Here is a 22,927-nt window from a genome sequence, read left to right on the forward strand (position 1 = left end):
CTGTCCAATATAAAAAAAATAATGTTTTATTGTGAGGTTTTTTTGTATAAGTATATATATAGTTATAATGATGCTGAGTATAGCTGTTCAAGGACAAAGCTTGCATTATTCCCAGTTTTTTTCATCGCCACTGCACTTGAATCCGGCCTTAACGGGTGTTATTGATTCTCATTGGCGTTTCACCAATAATATACGTACACAGGGCATGTATTTTGGCGATCCCTTGAATACGACAAGCGTTTCTTACGATCAGTCGGTAAATCTTTATAAAACTAAGCTTGGCTTGGGTGTATTATATAGTTACGATAATGCAGCCGGACCTTCTTTACCTACCCATAAAATATATGCTTCGGGCAGCAGTATGGTTCAGGTTTCGGAGCGTTCATATATTGGGGCCGGACTGCAGGTTGGCTGGGTGATGCGTAGCTTGCAGTACGGTAATTTTAGTTTTCCTGAGCAATACGATAGAGAAACGGGTGGTTTTAATAGCTTACTCCCTACGTCGGAGAATTTTTTACGCGAATTTGCAAATTACCCGGATGTGAATTTAGGGGCCTTATGGAATTACCAGGGAGAAGGTTATTTGCTAAGTACAGGTTTAGCTATGTATCATGTTAACGGAGCCAAAGATTATTTTTTAAACGACAACAAACCCCTACGAGTGCGTAGCAATTGGCACGGATCGATAAAAGTAAAGCTGAATGAGCAGCTATACCTTCTGCCACAATCTTACTATACTTTTCATAACAAGGCCTCAGAATTTTTGATAGGATCTAATGTGGGGATGAATTTAAAAAGCGTTAATCAGGATTTTAGGAGTATTAGTGCGGGTATATATATCCGCGATGGTATCAAACGTGAATTTGAATCCATGATATTTCTATTGGGTTTAAACTATCGTAACTGGACCGCTATAAGTAGTTTCGATGTGGATATATCAGGTTTGAAAACAACAAATATTTTCACCAATGCTTTTGAACTAACCTTAATTTATCAACGACCTTTAGCTCTACTAAAAAAAACAACCATACCATGCATAAGATATTGATTCTGTTTGTTTTTTTGTTGGTTACCCAGCAAAGTTTTGGCCAAGCGCATCATCATCCCTATGATGTGAAGGATTTAAAACTATGGGAAATTAAGGGTTTTGCCAAAAGTGCCGTTGTGCAAGGCGATTATAACTCAGCGATCTATTACTATACTTATCTGAATAAAAAATATCCGCACAAAACAAAGTATCTATGGCAATTGGCATACCAATATCAAAAAGCCCGAGATTATTCAAATGCCTACGAGGCATTTGATAAGCTGGCGGAGATATGCCCCAAAAAGTGGAAACTGGCCAATTACTATAAAGCGATAAACGCAAAATCGCTGGGCTTTTACGAAGAAGCCTACGGACTATTGAAAAAAATACGGGTGAGACAACAAAAAAAATGGATGCCCAAATACTTCGCTATGCTGGTGGAAAGTCAAACCAAAGGGTGCGAACTGGCCTTGGCAATGAAAGACTCTATTTACCAAAAAAAATTAAAGGAATTACCGCCCGGTATCAATGGTGCTCATATAGAATTTAATCCCTTTTTTCTATCCGACACGGTTTTTGTTTATTCCTCAGTGCCCGTGGATACTTTAAAATATTATACCACGGAAAGTGATGTTCCAAAGAGAAGGTTTTTTTTGGCCAAAAAGCAAAAAGATAAGTGGACAGGTGGTCATCGGCCAGACCCGCCTTTTTTTAATTCGAAGGAATACGATACCGGTGACGGTGTTTTTTCGATAGATGGGAAGCGTTTTTATTTTACCCGTTGCAACAGAAACTGGCAAAATAAAATGATATGTCATTTATATGTGAGCGAAAAATTTAAGGACGAGTGGTTAAAACCCTATAAATTGGGTAGCGAAATTAATATACCCAATTATTCCTCAACCGAACCCACAGTAGGTACCTGCTATGATCCTAATTTAGAGGTGGTTTATTTTGTTTCTACACGTCCTGGTGGTTACGGTCAGACCGATATTTGGTATACAATTTACGATTTAGTAAAACAAACCTATCAAAAACCCGTAAACGCAGGTATTTATTTAAACACTTCAGGTGCCGAAGCCACCCCGTTTTATGATAGGATGAGCCACAAAATGTACTTTAGTTCAGATGGCTGGCCTAATTTTGGCGGCCTGGATGTGTTTAGCGCTCAAGGCGAATTGGTGAACTGGGACGAGCCCGTGAATTTGGGCTATCCTATTAACTCAAGCTGCGACGATTTATATTACGCAGAGGATGAATTAGGCGAGAACGGTTTTATAACTTCCAACAGGGGAGGAGGATTGTCCTTGACACATCCATATTGTTGCGATGATATATATGCCTGGAAATCGGTTTTTTCCGAAAAGGCAAGTATCACCGGTTCTGTGATAGGCTATACTATGAGCTTGAAGGAGGTGGGTAATTGGCAGATAAATGATATCAGAAACAATGCCCTGGGTAAGTTCGTAGATAAAGCAAAAATTGATATTTATGTAAGGAAAGACAGTGTCAATTTGGTTTATTTAAACAGTACCACCACAGATAGTGTAGGTGGATTTTATTTTTCAGGCCCCATTGGTTTAGATTATAGGTTAAAGATAAATGATAGGCGGGTTGTAAATAAAATAATAGATTTTAGTACCGGTGGAGTAGACAACAAAGATATGGACCTTGGTCGGATCAATGTAACAACTATGGATACGCTGCCAACGATACTGCATCAGGTATTTGGCCCGGGCAACCGCACCAAACTTACGGATAAAGAGGGTGCGGTGATTGACACCGTTTTGTTGAAGCTGATGTTGTTATACGAGGATGTGGAAATTGAAATTGCCTCGCATACCGATACCCGTGGTAACGACAGGTATAATATGCGCTTATCCAGCAGGAGGGCGAACGAAGTGGTTAAATATTTAATTAGTAAAGGGATTGATGCACACAGGTTAAAGGCAGTAGGTTATGGTGGCACTCGCCCTATTGCACCTAACAAAAAAAACGATGGCACCGACAACCCGAAGGGTAGAGCTTTGAATTGGAGAACGGAGTTTAGGTTGATAGATCATCTTTAGCGGGAGTAGGGACTCTCATTTTTAATCACCTTACCTACCGCAACAGGTCTGTGGTAAGCAGGAAAACGATAATATAATTGAGTATGGAGCTGTATTTTAAACATGATACTTTAAAAATAATTGCCGAACTGTTTGGGCTTTTCAGAGATAATAAAGTTGTTTCTGAATGTGCAGAATGCTCCCATTTAGATCAGTATATGAGTGTTCGTTTTTCGCAACGGGTGCGCATGCAAATGCTCGATTATTATAATGATTTTGTGTTGCAACTCAAGCATAACCAAAGTGAGGATTATTACCACAACCAGCTTTTAAAATGCCTGGAGCACTTGTACGGGGAGTTAAGTAAAAACCAGAAAATGGAACTCTACGTGGCACTGCTGATTTATGTAGTGGATACGCAAGTTATTACCGGGGATAGCAAAAATTCATACCGGGCAACACAGCAACTTAAGTTGGTGAGCAAGGTGTTTGAGCTGGATGAAGGAGAAACAGCGAGTGTAGCCAACTTTGTGCGTAATAATCTGTCTTTTGAAGTCAATTCTAAAAGATTAATTGTAGTAGGTAACTTTTCAAGGGTCAGTCTCCGATCTTTTCGAATGTTCCATAAAACCGACTTGAAAGGAAAATTGATGGCTCATTATGTGCCTTCCATGTCTTCTTTTTTAATTAAATATACCGGGAACGGCCAGCTTCAACTAAATAAACAGGTTATATTTCCGCAAAGGACCTACCCGTTTTCGCCGGGTGGCTTGATTGAAGCAGAGGATATGTGTCCCTTGTACTTTTCGGATTTACAGGATGCCTATGACAAGGAAAAAAAATCGGGATTAGAACTGGTGGCCCGTTCAATTGAAAAAACCTTCAGCGGTACCAATCTTGGGGTGAAGGAACTCTCCTTTAAAGTGAAGTCGGGTCAGTTGATGGCAGTTATGGGAGGCAGTGGTACAGGTAAAACCACCTTATTTAACATCCTAAGTGGTGTTGCCTTGCCCGATAAGGGCAAGGTTTATTTAAATGGTTATGATTTGCACCACAATCTCGCTCAACTTAAAAAACATTTAGGTTATGTACCGCAAGAAGATTTGTTGATAGAAGAACTTACGGTAGCGCAAAATTTAGCCTATAGTGCCCGGCTTTGTCGGAACGATTTATCGAGTAAAGAGTTGGAATGTTTGATTATAGATACTTTAAACAATTTTGAGCTTAACGGTATAAGTGGTCTTAAAGTAGGCAGCCCATTGGACAAGGTAATTAGCGGTGGACAACGGAAGCGACTCAATATTGCCTTGGAATTGATACGTCGTCCGGATGTTTTGTTTGTGGACGAACCCACTTCAGGTCTTTCCTCGTCCGACGCCCTGCTTGTGGTAAAGCTATTAAAAAAAATAGCCAACATGGGTAATATCGTCATTGTAAATATCCATCAACCCACTTCTGATCTTTTTGTACTTTTTGATAGGCTACTTATCCTCGACGAAAAAGGCTATGCCGCCTATTATGGCAATCCATTTTCCGCGGCCTCCTACTTTAAAAAGCAGCTAAACTTAGTAGATTCGATAAACGACGACAGCTTAAAATACGGACAATGCAACCCCGAGCAAGTTATTAATTTGCTTCAGTACCGTAAACTTTCTAAAAACGGAGAGCTCACCGGGCAACGGGAGTTTGAAAGTACACACTGGCATAAATTGTTTATCGAAAATGCCGTGGAGGAGGAAATAACAAAAAACACTAACCTGGGTAAGCCACTCACCAGTATTCCAACCAAGTTAAAGCAGTTTTGGATATATCTTAAACGTAATATAGACACCAGAAAAACCGACCTTGAATACCTGGCTTTAATTTTTTTAGGTGCGCCCATATTGGCTTTTATGATGGCATTTTTTTTAAAGTCAACGGATTTATTTACCCAAGAGTATCGTTTTATAGATAACGTAAATCTACCGGCCTATCTGTTTATAAGTGTTGTGGTAGCACTTTTTTTGGGGCTTATTTTAAGTTCGGGCGAAATATATCGCGATTTAAAAGTAATTAAACGCGAGAGTTTTTTAAACTTAAGCGCATTCTCATATCTAAACTCAAAAGTAGTTTACGTTGCCGTAGTAAATGCTGTACAAATATTGTTATTTGTTTGGGTGGGTAATAGTATTTTAGAAATAAAAGGCTTGTTTTTCAGGTATTTTATTATTTTGTGGCTTACTGCTATGGCTAGCAGCCTAATGGGACTGTATATATCGGCCAGGTTTAAAACTATCCTGTCTATTTACATCACCATTCCGTTTTTGTTAATACCACAAATATTATTGGCAGGTGCCATACTCGATTTCGATAAGATGCATCATTCCCTAGCATCGGATCGATATGTACCTATATATGCCAATCTGGCCTTATCGCGATGGGCGTATGAAGCATTGATGGTGTTGCAGTTTACCGAAAACAAATACGATGAAGGTTTAAACGACTTGTTAATAGAGCAGAGTAAATTAAGTTATCATGCCAATTTTTTTGTGCCCAAAATGGAAACTTTACTTGTTGAACTGAATAAAAGCAGTGCACAAAAAACCGAAACTGAGATTTTGGGCTTATTGAAACAACTCAAAGTGCAATTCCCACAGTTAGCCAAGCAAACGGACAAACTGCATGTTGTACCTATCCATCGCCAGGAATTGCAACAGTTTTTAATGCTGTTAAAAAAATGGTTGCGTTCAAACTTAAATAAGTTGCACCAAAAAGTAGAACAGCAAAGACTTGAAAAAGGATATCGCTATCCTAAAACAGATTATTTTAACCAGAAGCTTTCTGACTTCATGCTAAAAACTAATGACTTTAATAAGTATGTTTACCGGAATGGCCAAATGCTGCGAAAGTTTCAGCCGGGTTATCATGTGACAGGCAATAAGTGGGGGAGGTCGCATTATTACGCACCCTATAAAACCATTGCACAAGTAAAAGTAAAAACATGGATGTATAATATGTATGTGTTGATTGCATTTTGCATATTCATTTACCTATTGATATACCTCCATTTAGTACGTAATAAATTTTAAATTATACTAAATAAAATATAATCTAAAAATATATTAGTTATGCAACACAATATTTTCAGGTTCTTAATCTGTATCGTTTTAATAAGTCCGGTTTTATCCGGAAATTCCATGGCACAGTCGTGTGCCGATGTGCTTAAACTGTGTCCACCGGCCGATAAAATTTACAACAAACAATCGCTGGCACGCACCTACAGGATGCATCCTGCGCAGAAATTAAAAATTGTTCATGTTTTTTACGGTAGTACGGCTTATCATATTAACATTTGTAAGTCAGATAGTTTGGGTCAATTCCATTTGCAAGTAATAGATGACGAAAGTGGAGCTGTTTTTTGGGACAATGCCAACGATGATTATTCCAGCACCATTAACATCAGCTTTGGATCTACCAAACGCATTATTCTTGAGATAGAAGCTTTAAATCCAGAAAAGTTTAAGAAGCAATGGGGCTGTTTAGGTTTAGCCATTCGATATCATCGCGAAGAGAGCGCTGCCCAAAATCAAAAGCCAGAAATGCCCAAACGGGTCGAGGTAACAGAACAACCCGAGCCGCTCGAGCTGCCCGATTTTTAGCCAGGGTTTTACCTGAAATACCCATCATATGATGTAGTATTATAAAAACGTAATTCTTAAGTTGTAATAATGACAAAAAAAGGTGACAAAATGTTTACCAATCAAAAAATAGAGCTTAAGCTATGTGCAGGTTCATCTGTTACTGTTAAAATGGATGGACAATATTTTTTTGGTGATTCGTACAGAAGGTTGTCGGACACATGGAAATTATATGTGCTGGATAATAAGATATTTTTTGAAGATGATATTGAAATTATTATGTCGGCTTCGGATCTGGTTTGCTTAAGCCCCGTACATCGTAAAAACACCTGGACAGCCTGGATACAAGAACAAGGAGATAATAAGCCTTGTGAAAAAAAAGGCTACGAAGGCTGTATACTTATAAAAAAGGAAGAAGAGCAATTAAGTGTGAGTATTGAGGTGGAGGTGGAACCTTATGTGAAGGGAATTTTATGTAAATCCTACCCTAAAAGCACAATGCTTGAATATTTAAAAGTACAGGCATTGCTTATTCGCAACGCAGCCCTCTTGCGGGCCTTAAAAAAAACAGATGCCAGCCAGTTTCAATATAGTCCTGTGGATAGTGTAACATGCAACTCTTCGCGTGAGGTTCAATATAAAAATTTGGATGAAATATATGTAGATGTACAAACTAAATGCAATCCTATAGCGCACGCAGCAGTTGAATTAACCCGGGGCATGGCTTTAGTTTATGAAGGCAAAATTACAAATGTGTTGCAATCGCTTTGTAAAGGTCAGGAAAAAGGAGAGGTAGCTAAATTCAACTGGTGGGATGAGCATCCGGAACAGAAGACGGATGCTTTGGTATGTCCTAAAAATAGCTTTCAAGGAAGTGCCATTGATGATGAAAAACCTGAAATGCTTATCTCCGATCCCCATTATAATGAAGCGAATGGTCTGTGCAATGGGGGAGCCCTGGAGATGGCACAATGCGGAAAAACAATGCACCAGATTATAAAATATTACTTGCCTCAGTTTCAAATAGAAAAGCAATACTAATAAAAAAAGGCGATCGTAAGATCGCCTTTTTTATTACACTTGTTTTTAAGCGCTGCCTTAAAATATATTGGCAATTTTATCGCTTTGGTATTTACCCGCAAGTAATTTTTCTTTTACTTCGGCAAAGGCCTTAATGGTATACTCTACTTCTTCTAATGTGTGCACCGCCGTTGGTATAATACGCAACATCAACTTATCTTTCGGAATAACCGGATACACTACTATTGAACAGAAAATGTTATAATTTTCTCTCAAATCCATCGTTAACTGTGTGGCTTCGGGTACCGAACCGTTTAAAAACACCGGAGTTACGGGTGATTCTGTAACACCCAGATCAAACCCTTGTTCTCTTAAGCCTTTTTGCAGGGCATTAACAATCGTCCAAAGCTTATCTTTAAGTTCGGGTTTTGTTTTTAACAATTCCAGCCTTTTTAAAGCGCCTACAACCAATGGCATAGGGAGTGATTTAGCATATATCTGCGAACGCATATTGTAACGCAGGTAATTTACCACTTCTTCATCGGCCGCTACAAAAGCACCTATACTGGCCATCGACTTAGCAAAAGTACAAAAGAGAACGTCTACCTGATCGGTTACGCCAAAATGCTCGGCAGCGCCAGCACCTGTTTTACCCATTGTACCAAAGCCATGCGCATCGTCCACCAGCAAACGGAAGTTATATTTTTCTTTTAAAGCAACTATTTTATCCAATGCACCTAAGTCGCCGGCCATGCCAAATACACCTTCGGTAATCACCATAATACCACCGCCGGTTTCTTCAGCTCTTTTGGTGGCAAAATCAAGCATTTTGGCACAGCGTTCCATATCGTTGTGCGGAAAAACAAAGCTTTTACCACCTTTGGCTTTATGCAAAAATATGCCATCCATGATGCAGGCGTGCGACTCGGAGTCGTAAACAATAACGTCATTTCTCGAACACAAAGTATCAATAATAGATACCATACCCTGGTAGCCGAAGTTAAGAAGGTAAGCGTCGTCTTTGTCTACAAAATCTGCCAGTTTAGCTTCTAACTCTTCGTGTACGCTGGTGTGCCCCGACATCATCCGTGCTCCCATAGGATATCCAAGTCCGTACTCTGCCGCTGCATCAGCATCGGCTTTACGTACTTCAGGATGGTTAGCTAAGCCTAAATAGTTGTTCAAACTCCAGGTTAGTACCTCCTTGCCTCTAAATTTCATTTTAGAATCAATTTGGCCCTCTAATTTTGGGAATATAAAATAGCCATGTGCAGCTTTTCCATATTGGCCCAGCGGCCCCATCGTTTCGTTAATTTTATCAAAAATATCCACTTTGTATATATTTTATGAATTAATGGGCGCAAAGATAAGCTTTTTTAATAATCTAAAAATTAAAGGCAGCAAAAAGATTTTGGCATAAATTATAAAGTTACCACAATTAGTAGCGCGATAGTAAAAATAATGTAAAGAGAAAAGGCTTGAAGACACGGCTTGTGCTGCTTCTTTAGCCTTTTATATCGGCATCAATTTGCAAGTCCCTTTCCTCTGTAAAATGCACACCATTATCGGCCAGTTCTGTGTGTAACATCTGGTTATCAACTGAGTAAGTGGATATCATCCGTAATTTAGGGTATGGTTACTGCTTCCCACATATGCTCCTATAGCTGCAAGATCGGCAGCTATCGGTATGATCGGTTTGTGTAAAAGCTATGTTGGGGTTGAAGAGATCATTCAAATGTTGCTTTAACTGTTCTATATATTCTTTCTCCACTTTTTGCAGGCTAAGGGCCGTATTGCTGGCCGGTGTACCTATTTTAAGCGAATAATCCGACGAAGTAAATATTTTTTTTATCCATACCACGCCGGGCAGGTAGTCCGAGGAGGCATACTCGTTTTGCTTTAGAATATGGCTGTATAACAAGGTTTGAAAAATGGCTTTTTTAGTTTTATGCTTATTTTGTAAAAACAGCTCTTCCACATTTTTAAAATATTCGTCGCCACCACCTGTTTTATAATCGATAACACGCACCGAACCGTCTTTGTGATCCAGGCGGTCGATAGTACCTCCTATACAAATGGTTTTATCACTTAGCTTTATGTTTCCTTTCACCTTTTTTTCTAATCCCGTCAATAGGAAAGGTGCATGCTGTTTTTCCACGCGCAAAAACTGAAGCACATATTTTTTTATAATATCAAACACCAAGATGTTTTTACCCTGTATATCGTTAAAATCACTTTGCCCTAAGGCCTGGTTAAAATATTTGCTAAAGCTTGCTCGTAACGCCTTTTCAATACCCTGATTGTTCTTGCTCAGTAAATCAATATCCGTAGACTTAATCTCTTTGCCCACAAAGGGTTTATAAATCTCCTCAACGGTTTCGTGAAACAGGTTGCCAAAAATCCTTGGGTCGATGTCTTCACTTATTTCGTCGGGTTCCATTGCTTTTAATATATATTTGTAATAAAAGCGAAGGGGGCATTCAAAGTAAGTACTCAAGCCACTCGGCGAAAGCTGCTTTGTTCCTCCTTCGAGGTATTGATTGAGGATTTCCATTACCGTCTCGTCTTTTTCAACAAAAAATGCCTTTGTTTTGCTAATATTCACCTTATCCACCGCCGTTGTAAAAAATAATTTATCGGAGGGGTATTCGTATTTTAATTGAAATAAAAAACGACTCATCTCGCCGGTGCGCATACCCTGTGCCGAAGAATTATAAAGCAGCCTTACTTTTTTTGAGCGATGGATGAGGCGATAAAAATAATAGGCGAATATGGCATCCTGATGTTCAATCGTAGGCAATAAAAAAGCTTTGCGTAAACTGTAGGGAATCATGGAGTTGGTGGTGCCGGTTTGAGGAAAGACACCTTCGTTCATATTTAAAATAACAAGGTTTTCGAAATCCAATGCACGTGTTTCTAATATTCCCATCACTTGTAAACCTTTTAATGGCTCTCCGCTAAAGGGAATGCTTTTTAATTCGGCTGCTCTTTTAAACAGCTTTATCCAGGTGTCCGGGCTTACTTGCGCACCCAGCTTTGCAATGAGATCGGAGAGTTGAGTTATGGTTAGATGCATCTGATAGATAAACTCTTTTTCCAGGGCTTTACCTTGTTTGTTTTTTTGCAAGCCCGAAAAAACCTGTTGTAACAAATCAATAAGATAGGCCGAAAAATCGTCGCTCTTTTCAACTATTCTAAAGATACTTTGCAAGAGGTTGCTCTTTTTTAAATCGCTGACCTCGATATATATTTGATTGCGTTTAACCATAGAGTAGGCGATTTCCTTGTGTAAATCGGGGTTAAGCGGTTCGATGTACTGATGGGTAAGGATAGGCAATACATTACGGAAGTAAAACCATGATTTACCACTTTTACTTCGTCTGCCGTTTTTCTGCAAATCAAAAATCAGTTCCAACAGTCCGTAGGCGGGGGTGTTTTTAAGGGGGTATCCCATGGTAATATTCACCATGTCAAGATGCCCGGGTATAGCATGTAACACAGGCAATAGCATAGATTCGTCAGTCAACACCACGGCAGTTTGCAGAGCAGAATCAAGTTGGGCTTTGCTTTCGTGCACTGGCATGTTGTGCAAGTATTGATTTACTACTTGCGTTTGTGCTGTGTCGGTGGCAACCGATGTTATAGTTATTTCGGGTAAATCCCTGTTGTGTGGAAAATGCCAATCGTGCGGGGGTGGATAATTGAGTAGGTTTTCCTGTATAAAACGGACTGCTTCGTGCTCCTTCATCCGGCTACCCCCTTTGGTAGTACTTTGCGTTGCAGGCAGCCGCCAGGGGGTGTAATCCCAAATAAAATCGGCCTTGTTGGCAATGGCCAAATGATGAAAGAGTTTTTTTTCGCAAGTGTTCAATGCGTTAAATGCCACAAACACAATTTTAGGGTAGGGGATGTTTAATGTTTTTTTATTATCAATATCTTCCGCTATACATCGGTAAACGGCACCCTCGTAGGCCATTCCTTTTTTGCTTAAGCGCTCATTAAGCAATTGGTAAACCTCATATAGTTTCTCCCATATTTTTATAAACTCCGTTTGATGCTCCGATAGCTTGTTAGGGTTAAAGGTATACCAAAAGCTTTTGATGGTATTGATCTGTTCTTCGGATAAGAAACTATAGTCGGCTTCAATTTCCTTTATCGACACCAGGTTGGAGAATACCTGCCCGGCATTGGCTCTGTACTTGTCAATATCATCGAAATCATTGATGATAATCTCGCCCCAGGGCAAAAACTCGTCAAAGCCTGTTCCGGTCTGGTATATTTCTTCAAACACCTGATATAATTCAAACACCAGGCTTACCTTGTCGGCTATTTGATAGGGTGTTAGTTCTTCTATAAACTCATGGATGGTAATGGTTTTGGGTGACCATAAAGGTGCTTTAATAAGGGTGCTTAGGTGTTGTTGAAAAAATAGTCCTGCACGTCGTCCCGGAAAAACAAAACAAAACTCCGATATATTGGTTTGATATTTATTAAAATAATACTGCGCAAGATGCTGTATAAAATTGCTCATAGGAGACGTTTTTTTGACATGGTAGAGTGCAAAAGAATAAAATAAAAGGTAAAAATAACAGTTTTTGTGATGGATTGAGGATAAGCAATACAAAATACATATCTTGCATGTTTACTATTAACTTATTTATGCAATATTTAAAATATATATAAAGTTTAGGTTAATTTTGCATATTTAAATGAGAATACAAGCAATACGAAATAATCACCCGGATAAGGAACTATTTATGGACGAATTTTCATTTGTTGGTAACAGCGAAATCGAAACTATTGAAGATCTTTACCAAAACTATTTAAGGGATCCAGGATCCGTTGACGAAAGTTTTAAACAATTTTTTAAGGGTTTCGATTTTGCCCGTAAAAATTACGATGCCCCTATCTCAGGTGGCTTGGTGAGTAAGGAATTTAAAGTGGCCAACCTCATCCACGGTTATCGGCAAAGAGGACATCTGTTTACAAAAACCAACCCGGTGCGCAGCAGGCGAAAATATTTCCCTACACTTGATATCGAAAATTTTGGTTTAGAAAAGGAAGATCTGGAAACAGAATTTGAAGCCGGCTCACAAATTGAAATGGGCAAAGCTAAACTAAAAGATATTATTGAGCATCTGCAAAAAACTTATTGCGATTCCATTGGTGTGGAATATTTGTATATACGTCATCCTGAGATAGTTAACTGGCTAAAAGAAAGGATGGAGAAACGACGCAATACGCCGGATTTTTCCTTAGATAAGAAAAAACGCATCTACGATCAATTGATGGTGGCTGCCGGCTTTGAGAGTTTTATCCATAAAAAGTTTGTAGGGCAAAAACGATTTTCGCTCGAAGGGAGTGAGGCGGTGATACCTGGTTTACATGCACTTATACAAAAGGGGGCCCAAATGGGTGTCAGGGAATTTGTAATGGGTATGCCGCACCGCGGTCGCTTAAACGTACTGGCCAATATTCTCAAAAAGCCTTACGAAAATATTTTTAAAGAGTTTGTGGGGCACGAATACGAAGCAGGCATTTCATTGGGCGATGTGAAGTACCATTTGGGTTATCAAAACGATATTACAACCAGCGATGGCCATGAGGTAAGTGTGTATCTGGCGCCCAATCCCTCCCATCTGGAGGCGGTTAGTCCTATTATTGAGGGGGTTTCGCGTGCCAAAATAAACAACAAATACAATAACGATTACGATAAGGTTATACCTGTGCTGATACATGGCGATGCGGCCATTGCCGGACAAGGTGTTGTGTACGAAGTGGTTCAGATGAGCCAGCTGCGAGGGTATAAAACAGGGGGCACTATACATATCGTTATCAACAATCAAATTGGTTTTACTACCAACTATCTGGATGCCCGCTCCAGCACTTATTGCACTGATGTAGGTAAGGTGACGCGCAGCCCTGTTTTTCATGTTAACGGCGACGATGCCGAGGCTCTGGTGTATGCCATGGAACTGGCCGTGGAGTATCGGCAGAACTATAATTCGGATGTATTTATCGATGTACTATCGTATCGAAAATATGGGCACAACGAAGGTGATGAGCCACGTTTTACACAACCAACCTTGTACAAAGCCATATCTGCTCATCCTAATCCGAGAGACTTGTACGGAAAAAAATTGCTCAAGGAAAAAGTATATACCCCAAAAGAAATCGATGCCCTTCAGCAGGGTTTTGACGTGTACCTGGAAAAGCAATTAGAGGATTCAAAAGAAATTGAAAAAGTAGTAATTCAGCGATTCCTGAAAAATGATTGGAAGGGCTTTAGGTATGCCGAACCAAAAGATTTTACTAGCTCTCCGGAAACGGGGGTGAGTAAAACTACATTACTGGCCTTAAGCGAAAAAATGACCACCTTACCTGAAGATTTTCCGTTTTTTGGAAAAGTGGATAAGATCATGAGGGACCGTAAAAAGATGATAAAGGAGGATAAATTAGACTGGGCCATGGGCGAGCTTCTGGCTTATGCTTCGTTACTTACCGAAGGTACTCCTGTTAGGCTGAGCGGACAAGATTCCATACGAGGTACTTTTGCCCATCGCCATGCCGGACTTACCATTCAGGATACGGAACAGCAGTATTATCCCTTAAAAAACCTTTCTGCTAATCAGGCTCAATTTGACGTTTACAACTCCAGTTTATCGGAATATGGCGTCCTTGGGTTTGAATACGGTTATGCCCTTGCAACACCCAACGGGCTTACCATCTGGGAAGCACAGTTTGGCGATTTTTATAACGTAGCCCAGGTAATCATTGATCAATACATCAGTTCGGCCGAAGAAAAGTGGGGCTTGATGAATGGCCTGGTACTCTATCTTCCGCATGGTTTTGAGGGGCAGGGGCCGGAACATTCCAGTGCGCGTATCGAGCGCTTTCTCTCCCTGGCTGCCAATGATAACATGCAAGTGGTTAATTGTACAACTCCTGCCAATTTTTTTCATGTGCTGCGGCGCCAGATAAAAAGTGAAGTGCGACTACCGCTGGTTATATTTACCCCCAAGAGTTTGTTGCGTCATCCTAAATGCATTTCTAAAATGGATGATTTGGCAAACGGAGGCTTTAAAGAAGTAATCGACGATGATAACGTAGATGCGGAGGAAGTGAGAAGAGTGGTGTTTTGCAGTGGTAAAATTTATTACGATCTACTGGCTCGTAAAGAAGAGTTAAATGCGCGGGATATTGCCTTAGTCAGGTTAGAGCAGATTCACCCATTCCCCCAAAGACAGTTAAAAGCCATACTCGAGCGATATCCCAATGCCATTTTGCATCTTTGGGTACAGGAGGAGCCCGAGAATATGGGCGCATGGAAATATATCAGGGGAATGTTTAAAGGGGTTAAATTAATTCCGGTGGCACGTTTGGCAAGCGGTAGTCCGGCAACGGGTTTAAACGGGCTACATGTGGTGGGACAGAAAGAAATTATTAGTAAGATTTTTAAAAAGTGCCATTGCGAGCTGAACCAAAAATATTGTGGATTGCAATGTGTGGAGGGAAAAAGTAGGACCGAAATATTAAAGCAACACAGATATTTCAGCGAGAAACCCAGATTTTCAATATAAGATGAGTTCAAAGGCTCGTACATCCCTTTATTAAAATTAGATGTGAGGGTACGAGGATAGAGTTTCAAGGATATAAACCTTACATAGTGTGCATAAGCGCCACGAATAAATAATAAACTATGATTATCGAAATAAAAGTTCCGTCGCCGGGAGAGTCCATCAACGAAGTTGAAATAGCCACTTGGTTGGTTAAAGATGGCGACGTTGTGCATAAAGATCAGGACTTGGCCGAGATAGAATCAGACAAAGCCACGCTTACCTTAAATGCGGATAAGGGAGGCAAAGTAAAAATATTGTTGCAGGCAGAGCAAACCGTAGCCGTTGGTGAGGTGGCTTGTACCATTGACACATCGGTAGCACCTGCCCAGGAGGAGGATGCCCAAACGGATGAGTTACCTGATGCAACAGATAATAAAGAAGAAGAGGAAAAAAAAGCTTCGAAAAAGTCTGAAACAGATGAAAAAAGTACCCCCGACCATACGGCAATTAAAAACGATAATTCCGAAGAACTGTCAAAAGTAAAAGTAACACCTGTTGCTCAAAAGCTGATGGAGGAAGAAGGCTGGAGCGTGCAGGATGTGATAGATGGCCTGCATCGTATATCAAAAAAAGAAATAGAAGCCGTAAAGCAACAGGGTGGGGCAAAGGTTGGTACCGTATCTGAAGGAATGGCAACAAAGCCCAGGGAGCGAAAGTTAGACCGACAAAAGATGACCTCGCTGCGTAAAAAACTGAGTGCACGCTTGGTGGCCGTAAAACAAGAAACGGCCATGCTCACCACCTTTAACGAAGTAGACATGAGCCGTATTATACATATGCGTAAAAAACATCAGAGTCTGTTCACAGAAAAGCATGGGGTAAAACTCGGTTTTATGTCTTTTTTTATTAAGGCATCAGCCTTGGCTATGCAAAAGCATCCCATGGTAAATGCCATGATGGATGGCGACGATATTGTACATCCTAACTATGTAGATGTTTCTGTAGCTGTGCAAACACCTAAAGGTTTGATGGTTCCGGTAATTCGCAACACTGAATCCATGAGCCTGGCACAGATAGAAGAGGCGCTGAAGCAACTCGCCATCAAAGCCCGTACGGGTAAAATAAGCTTACAAGAAATGACCGGAGGTACTTTTACCGTTACCAATGGAGGTGTATTTGGATCTATGTTGTCCACGCCACTCATCAATCCGCCCCAATCGGCTATATTGGGTATGCACAATATTGTGGAACGACCTGTAGCCATTGAGGGTAGGGTAGAGGTTAGGCCCATTATGTACACCGCCCTATCGTACGACCACCGGGTTATTGACGGGAAAGATTCCGTAGGCTTTTTGGTTACCCTTAAAAAAATGCTGGAAAACCCGGAGCTGATGTTGTCGGCAGGGAATGATATGGAAAAAATGGTATTAGATTTATAACAGAAAAAAGCTTGTCAGTTAGCGGTATACAATAAGCAGTAAAACGGGTGTTGGTTTTTATTCATCGGTATAATATAATGAATTAACCATGCTCATCCGGGCGTACATTAACGGGTGATTTTGGGCAGGCTCAGGTTAAATTTAATGGCCACTAACCTTATGGCAATGATGGAAAGCATGGTAGTTATCTGTGAAAAAAAAGTATCTGCCCCCAAATGCGTTAGCAACAAATAAATGGTGCCCCCGGCAATACATGCAGTGGCATAAATTTCTTTGTGAAAAATAAGCGGCACATCATTGCATAAGGTGTCGCGAATAACACCTCCTACAACGGCGGTAGAAAGTCCCATAACCATAGCTAAGGGTTCGTTTATGCCAAATGATAAGGCTTTTTCGATACCAATAATGGTAAATGCGCCTATACCTATGGTGTCAAACAAAAACAGGGTTTGTTTGAGTTTGATAATGTATCGGTAAAAAAGAAAAGTAAATAGCAGCGATGCCATGATAAGGATAAAATAATCCATGCCTCTTATCCATACAACGGGCGTATTACCCAAAAGCAGGTCGCGTAAACTGCCACCGCCAACAGCGGTAACAAAACCTATGAAACTGGCACCGAACAAATCGAGCTTTTTTTCGCTGGCAGCAAGGGTTCCGCTAATGGCAAATGCACAGGTTCCGGCATAATCGGCCAAAGTCAATAAATCCATGTTCATAAGTTTTGCGCAAAAGTATTAAGTTTTCTGTAACTGGTTTTGTGTGAGTTAACAAGGCCTACAAGGCAATAATACCATCAATTTTGTTTATTGCTATCGTAACGTCAACAATGCTTTGAGCCGATGGCATTTTTGCTTTGCAAGTGACGGAAACAAATTTTAAATTTTTGGTGTGCTTGTAGCTTATTTCTCCATGGTCGGGCAGGTACGAAACAACCTTTTTTACCTTGCCATCTTCGTTTGGGGTAATGAACTTAAACATGTAAAGTAAGGGCCAAGTTTTATTCTGTTCGAGTTTCTCTAATAATAAGGTGTAATTCTTTTGTGCCATAATCTAGTTTGGACAAAAATAAGTTAAACTCTGCATACAAACTATTATAATTGATGCGTTTTTAAAGTTATGCGTGTTACTGTATAAAAGAATAGAATTTTTAAATAGTTTGGCCTAAATCTTTCATTAAATAGTTGGCTTAAATTCTTATGCTGATAAAAAAATGTGCAAATTTGCCTCTTCAAATATTGCCACAAGCAAGCGGTAAATTATCACGAAATATTTAATTAAAATAAACATTAAAATCATTTAACATGACAAAATTAAAAGTAGTAGTAATTTTATTTTTACTAACGGGATCAGTTGTAGCTCAGGGTTTTAGAGCGCCATTATCTAAAGGTGGAAAGCAGTTAAATATGGGATTGGGTTTTAATTCCTATGGTCTTCCGATTTATGGAGGTGTTGATTTTGCTGTCCACGATGAGGTTACAATAGGCCCTCAGGTAAATATTATATTTGATGATGAAACGGCTTTTTCGATAGGTTTTAGAGGCGACTACCATTTTAATCGTTTGTTTGAAATTACCCCGGATTGGGATGTTTATGCGGGCGCAAACATTGGTGTGGGTTTTAACACCGATGATGATTTAGATTTGGGACTTCAGATTGGAGGAAGATATTTTTGGAGCAGAAAGTGGGGAGTAAATCTCGAATTTGCAGGTGGTAATACTTTTAGTACTAAGCTAGGTGTTTCTATGAAGTTTTAATCTGAAAAATGAACGCTTTTTTCATTTCCTGCTATAATTGGCGGTAAGCCGTAAAATTTTAAGAAAACCTTTGCGAGAGTTAATCGGGTTGGTATCCTACTTTTACTGAGTTTTGAATATACCTAAAAAAAGAGCTTGTTCACAGTGGAACAAGCTCTTTTTAATTTATATGTTATGCATGTTTTAATTAACAATCAACTTTTCTGTTCTCTTGTTGCCATTTGATTCAAGAACTACAAAATACAATCCTTTGGATAGCTGGCTCAAATCTACAATGGTTTCGGAATCATTCATAAATTCAGAGAATACTAATTTACCCGAAACAGTGTAAAGCGATAATTTTGTTTTATGGGTATATGTATTATCAAAAATTACTCTGGTATGTGATGATGCCGGGTTGGGACTCAAACTAAAAATAGCTTGCTTAAACTCATCATCGACAGAAGTGATTGATGGTGGCAATAATACTGCATCTATCACGTGTACTACTCCATTCTCGGTCATAATGTCGGCTACGCTTACCAATGCATTATTTATTTTAACTACACCTTTCATTATCGAAACTGTTACATTCTCACCTTGCAGGGTAGCAATCATTTGTCCGTCACTTAAATCGGTACTCATGGCTTTAGCACCTACCACATGGTACAGAAGTATTTGCGCCAGTTCGCCTGTTGGGTCTTCCAACAATGCGGCTACGGTTCCTTCGGGCAGTGCGTCAAAGGCAGCATCGGTTGGTGCAAATACGGTGAACGGTCCTTCACCCATCAATGCGCCGTCCAGTTCTGCTGCGTTAATGGCAGCTTCCAGGATGGTGTGATCCTCGCTGGCCATGATTACATCGTAAACGGTGGTTGTTGGTGGAATCAATACGGCGTCAATTACATGTACTACGCCATTGTCGGCTTCAATGTCGGCTACGCTTACCATAGCATCGTTGATATAAACCTTACCATCCATGATGCTTACTTTCACCTCTTTGCCTTGCAGGGTAGCAATCATCTGTCCGTCACTTAAATCGGTACTCATGGCTTTGGCACCTACCACATGGTACAGAAGTATTTGTGCCAGGTCGCCCGTTGGGTCTTCCAACAATGCGGCTACGGTTCCTTCGGGCAATGCGTCAAACGCGGCGTCGGTTGGTGCAAATACGGTGAACGGTCCTTCACCCATCAATGCGCCGTCCAATTCAGCTGCGTTAATGGCAGCTTCCAGGATGGTGTGATCCTCGCTGTCCATGATTACATCGTAAACGGTAGTTGTTGGTGGAATCAATACGGCGTCAATTACATGTACTACGCCATTGTCGGCTTCAATGTCGGCTACGCTTACCATAGCATCGTTGATATAAACCTTACCATCCGTGATGCTTACTTTCACCTCTTTGCCTTGCAGGGTAGCAATCATTTGTCCGTCACTTAAATCGGTACTCATGGCTTTAGCGCCTACTACATGATAAAGGAGTATTTGTGCCAGGTCGCCTGATGGGTCTTCCAACAATGCGGCCACGGTTCCTTCGGGCAGTGCGTCAAACGCGGCGTCGGTTGGTGCAAATACGGTGAACGGTCCTTCACCCATCAATGCGCCGTCCAATTCAGCTGCGTTAATGGCAGCCTCAAGGGTTGTGTGATCCTCGCTGTCCATGATTACATCATAAACTGTGGTTGTTGGTGGCATCATACCTGTTTGTGCTACCGGCCAAATACCCGGTTTAGGTACACTAACCCCTTTGTTATCACCACGCATCATATCTTTGCCAAAGAAATATAAAGGCCAGCCATTGTATGTCAATTGTGTTTTTCCGAATACATCAATGGTTCCAAACATTTCCTTATCTAATGTAGAAGGAACTACCATGTCATCTTCTTCGTAAATAGGCCATGCTGCATTATTAGAGAAATCCGCGGCAGTAAAATTGTTTTTATCCTTGTCGTCGTTCACCCAAGTATAAATAGTATTTCCTTTATCGTCAGTAAAATACTGTATTATCTCGTCTCCGGGTGTGTAGTCACCCTTATAATTATTGCCATCCAGACCGGTCAACTGGTTATCAACCAGCATAATAGTGTAGTCGGGTTTTGCGACAAACCATTTATTACCGACACCTTCTCCTTTGGTTTCTCCGGGGTTGGTATCGCCTGCGAAATAATACAACGGCCATCCTTTGTAAGTGGTTTGCATAACGCCGTCGCCTCTGTCGATATGTGCAAAGTCATCTTCATCAAGTCCTTCACCCAAAGCAGGATTCTGCGCATAAAAAACAGGCCAATTGTCTAAGCAGCCATCAATGCACATAGAGCTACCATCGGCATCTTTGGTAAAGAAATACAAAGTATTGCCTTCTCCATCTACCAAGACATCGCCATACATAGCATTGGATAATAGTTTGACATCAACCGGCGGTATTAAAACGGCGTCAATTACATGTACTACGCCATTGTCGGCTTCAATGTCGGCTACGCTTACCATAACATCGTTGATATAAACCTTACCATCCATGATGCTTACTTTCACCTCTTTGCCTTGCAGGGTAGCAATCATCTGTCCGTCACTTAAATCGGTACTCATGGCTTTGGCACCTACCACATGGTACAGAAGTATTTGTGCCAGGTCGCCCGTTGGGTCTTCTAACAATGCGGCCACGGTTCCTTCGGGCAGTGCGTCAAAGGCAGCGTCGGTTGGTGCAAATACGGTGAAGGGTCCTTCACCCATCAAAGCGCCGTCCAATTCTGCTGCGCTAATGGCAGCTTCCAGGGTGGTGTGATTCTCGCTGGCCATGATTACATCATAAACTGTGGTTGTTGGCGGAATCATTACGGCGTCAATTTCATGTACTACGCCGTTGTCGGCTTCAATGTCGGCTACGCTTACCATAGCATCGTTGATATAAACCTTACCATCCATGATGCTTACTTTCACTTCTTTACCTTGCAGGGTGGCAATCATTTGTCCGTCACTTAAATCAGTACTCATGGCTTTAGCACCTACCACATGGTACAGAAGTATTTGCGCCAGGTCGCCTGTTGGGTCTTCCAACAATGCGGCTACGGTTCCCTCGGGCAATGCGTCAAAGGCAGCGTCGGTTGGTGCAAATACGGTGAACGGTCCTTCACCCATCAATGCGCCGTCCAATTCAGCTGCGTTAATGGCAGCTTCCAGGGTGGTGTGATCCTCGCTGTCCATGATTACATCGTAAACGGTGGTTGTTGGTGGAATCAATACGGCGTCAATTACATGTACTACGCCATTGTCGGCTTCAATGTCGGCTACGCTTACCATAGCATCGTTGATATAAACCTTACCATCCATGATGCTTACTTTCACCTCTTTGCCTTGCAGGGTAGCAATCATTTGTCCGTCACTTAGGTCGGCACTCATGGCTTTAGCGCCTACCACATGGTACAGAAGTATTTGTGCCAGGTCGCCTGTTGGGTCTTCCAGCAATGCGGCTACGGTTCCTTCGGGCAGTGCGTCAAAGGCGGCGTCGGTTGGTGCAAATACGGTGAAGGGTCCTTCACCCATCAATGCGCCGTCCAATTCAGCTGCGTTAATGGCAGCTTCCAGGATGGTGTGATCCTCGCTGTTTTCAATAATTTCGTAAACCGTTGCGGGCATCACAGGCATTTCAGGAATAATTACCTGGTCAATAACATGAATCACGGATGAACCAATATAAAAATTTGCTCTTTTTACTTTGGTTTCGTTCACATATACAGCTTCATCGTCGATGGCAATGTTAAGCATATTGCCATTTAACGCGCTCAATTCCATCCCATCGGAAAGTTGCGATGAACTGTACTTACCGGACACCACATGACCCTTTAAAAGATCGATGAGGTCGAGGTAAGGATGTTTGAAATAGAACTTTTTTTGCTCGGTAGTTAAATCGTCAAAGGCACTTAAGGAGGGTATAAAAATGGTCAAAGGTGCTTCCGCAAGGATATCATTAACGATGTCGTTAATAATATTGTAATGCGTATCAAAGAAGTAATGAAATTGTTGTTTATGAACAACTTCAGGCTCGGGTACAACTTTTTGTGGCTGTTGTGCAAACAGCGATACGGAAAGCACCGTAGATAACAAGACAATCAACAAACGTTTAAGTGATGTCTGTAATAAAGAGTAAATCGTTTTCATAACTTATTTAATTTAAAGATTAAGGTAAATTGCAAGTAATTGCGGTGAGAGAGAAATTGGGGAGCGGAAAATTCTATGACTTAATTCTTGATTAAGTATGTGAGAACTGCTGCATTCAGGTGATCTTTATTTTAGTCCATAGGTCTGCATTTATAAAATTTTCTGATTCTATTTAGAAACAATAATGTTTAATAAATGTTCAAAAAAGATGAACAAAAAAATTAACTGACCAATTATTATCTTATTCAAGATGAGACACAATTTAGGGAGAAAAAATACTATTGTCAACAGTGAATTTTAAATTAACTATTTTATTATCAGTA

The 22,927-nt window shown here is 40.6% G+C and carries 13 protein-coding genes; 8 read left to right on the forward strand and 5 right to left on the reverse strand.

The genetic code is table 11. The features are described 5' to 3' along the window. Nucleotides 1-31 precede the first annotated feature (31 nt). The 5 genes from FN809_RS01680 to FN809_RS01700 all read left to right on the forward strand — a co-directional run bounded on the left by FN809_RS01680 (nucleotide 32) and on the right by FN809_RS01700 (nucleotide 7,733). Nucleotides 32-1,048 carry a PorP/SprF family type IX secretion system membrane protein gene (locus FN809_RS01680; protein WP_262709407.1) on the forward strand — a complete coding sequence of 339 codons (1,017 nt, stop codon included), beginning with the start codon at nucleotides 32-34 and terminating at the stop codon, nucleotides 1,046-1,048. Next, nucleotides 1,033-3,096: an OmpA family protein gene (locus FN809_RS01685; protein ID WP_142531743.1), complete on the forward strand. Its 2,064-nt coding sequence runs from the start codon at nucleotides 1,033-1,035 to the stop codon at nucleotides 3,094-3,096. Before FN809_RS01680 ends, FN809_RS01685 begins: the two co-directional genes overlap by 16 nt. Before the next feature lie 83 nt (nucleotides 3,097-3,179). Then, the gene (locus FN809_RS01690; protein WP_142531744.1) at nucleotides 3,180-6,143 is read left to right on the forward strand and encodes an ATP-binding cassette domain-containing protein; all 2,964 of its coding nucleotides are present in this window, start codon (nucleotides 3,180-3,182) and stop codon (nucleotides 6,141-6,143) included. A gap of 39 nt (nucleotides 6,144-6,182) precedes the next feature. Further along, the gene (locus tag FN809_RS01695; RefSeq protein ID WP_142531745.1) at nucleotides 6,183-6,713 is read left to right on the forward strand and encodes a hypothetical protein; all 531 of its coding nucleotides are present in this window, start codon (nucleotides 6,183-6,185) and stop codon (nucleotides 6,711-6,713) included. 69 nt (nucleotides 6,714-6,782) lie between these two features. Further along, entirely contained in the window at nucleotides 6,783-7,733 is a 951-nt protein-coding gene (locus tag FN809_RS01700; protein ID WP_142531746.1) for a SpoIID/LytB domain-containing protein, read from the forward strand. A gap of 57 nt (nucleotides 7,734-7,790) precedes the next feature. On the opposite strand, the gene FN809_RS01705 is transcribed toward FN809_RS01700, so the two are convergent. Next, a complete protein-coding gene (locus tag FN809_RS01705) occupies nucleotides 7,791-9,044 on the reverse strand; it encodes an aminotransferase class I/II-fold pyridoxal phosphate-dependent enzyme (protein ID WP_142531747.1) in 1,254 nt (417 codons plus the stop codon). A 304-nt stretch (nucleotides 9,045-9,348) separates the two neighbouring features. Then, nucleotides 9,349-12,243 carry a PD-(D/E)XK nuclease family protein gene (locus tag FN809_RS01710; RefSeq protein WP_142531748.1) on the reverse strand — a complete coding sequence of 965 codons (2,895 nt, stop codon included), beginning with the start codon at nucleotides 12,241-12,243 and terminating at the stop codon, nucleotides 9,349-9,351. A gap of 178 nt (nucleotides 12,244-12,421) precedes the next feature. Between FN809_RS01710 and FN809_RS01715 the strand changes: the two genes are divergently transcribed. Then, nucleotides 12,422-15,292, forward strand: coding sequence for a 2-oxoglutarate dehydrogenase E1 component (locus FN809_RS01715; RefSeq protein ID WP_246095384.1), 2,871 nt, complete (start codon nucleotides 12,422-12,424; stop codon nucleotides 15,290-15,292). A gap of 119 nt (nucleotides 15,293-15,411) precedes the next feature. Then, a complete protein-coding gene (gene odhB / locus FN809_RS01720; protein ID WP_142531749.1) occupies nucleotides 15,412-16,710 on the forward strand; it encodes a 2-oxoglutarate dehydrogenase complex dihydrolipoyllysine-residue succinyltransferase in 1,299 nt (432 codons plus the stop codon). Between the two features lie 107 nt (nucleotides 16,711-16,817). On the opposite strand, the gene FN809_RS01725 is transcribed toward odhB, so the two are convergent. Together FN809_RS01725 and FN809_RS01730 are read right to left on the reverse strand one after the other, a co-directional pair. Continuing rightward, on the reverse strand, nucleotides 16,818-17,423 hold the full coding sequence (locus FN809_RS01725) for a trimeric intracellular cation channel family protein (RefSeq protein WP_142531750.1): 606 nt from the start codon (nucleotides 17,421-17,423) through the stop codon (nucleotides 16,818-16,820). Nucleotides 17,424-17,487: 64 nt separating this feature from the next. Beyond that, nucleotides 17,488-17,760, reverse strand: a complete 273-nt coding sequence (locus FN809_RS01730; RefSeq protein WP_142531751.1) for a DUF493 family protein — start codon at nucleotides 17,758-17,760, stop codon at nucleotides 17,488-17,490. 254 nt (nucleotides 17,761-18,014) lie between these two features. On the opposite strand from FN809_RS01730, the gene FN809_RS01735 reads away from it, so the two are divergent. Further along, nucleotides 18,015-18,467, forward strand: a complete 453-nt coding sequence (locus FN809_RS01735; protein ID WP_142531752.1) for a hypothetical protein — start codon at nucleotides 18,015-18,017, stop codon at nucleotides 18,465-18,467. Between the two features lie 183 nt (nucleotides 18,468-18,650). On the opposite strand, the gene FN809_RS17840 is transcribed toward FN809_RS01735, so the two are convergent. Then, nucleotides 18,651-22,604, reverse strand: a complete 3,954-nt coding sequence (locus FN809_RS17840) for a fasciclin domain-containing protein (protein WP_221929330.1) — start codon at nucleotides 22,602-22,604, stop codon at nucleotides 18,651-18,653. Between the last annotated feature and the right edge of the window lie 323 nt (nucleotides 22,605-22,927).

It is taken from the genome of Saccharicrinis carchari (genome assembly GCF_900182605.1).
Lineage (GTDB): Bacteria > Bacteroidota > Bacteroidia > Bacteroidales > Marinilabiliaceae > Saccharicrinis > Saccharicrinis carchari.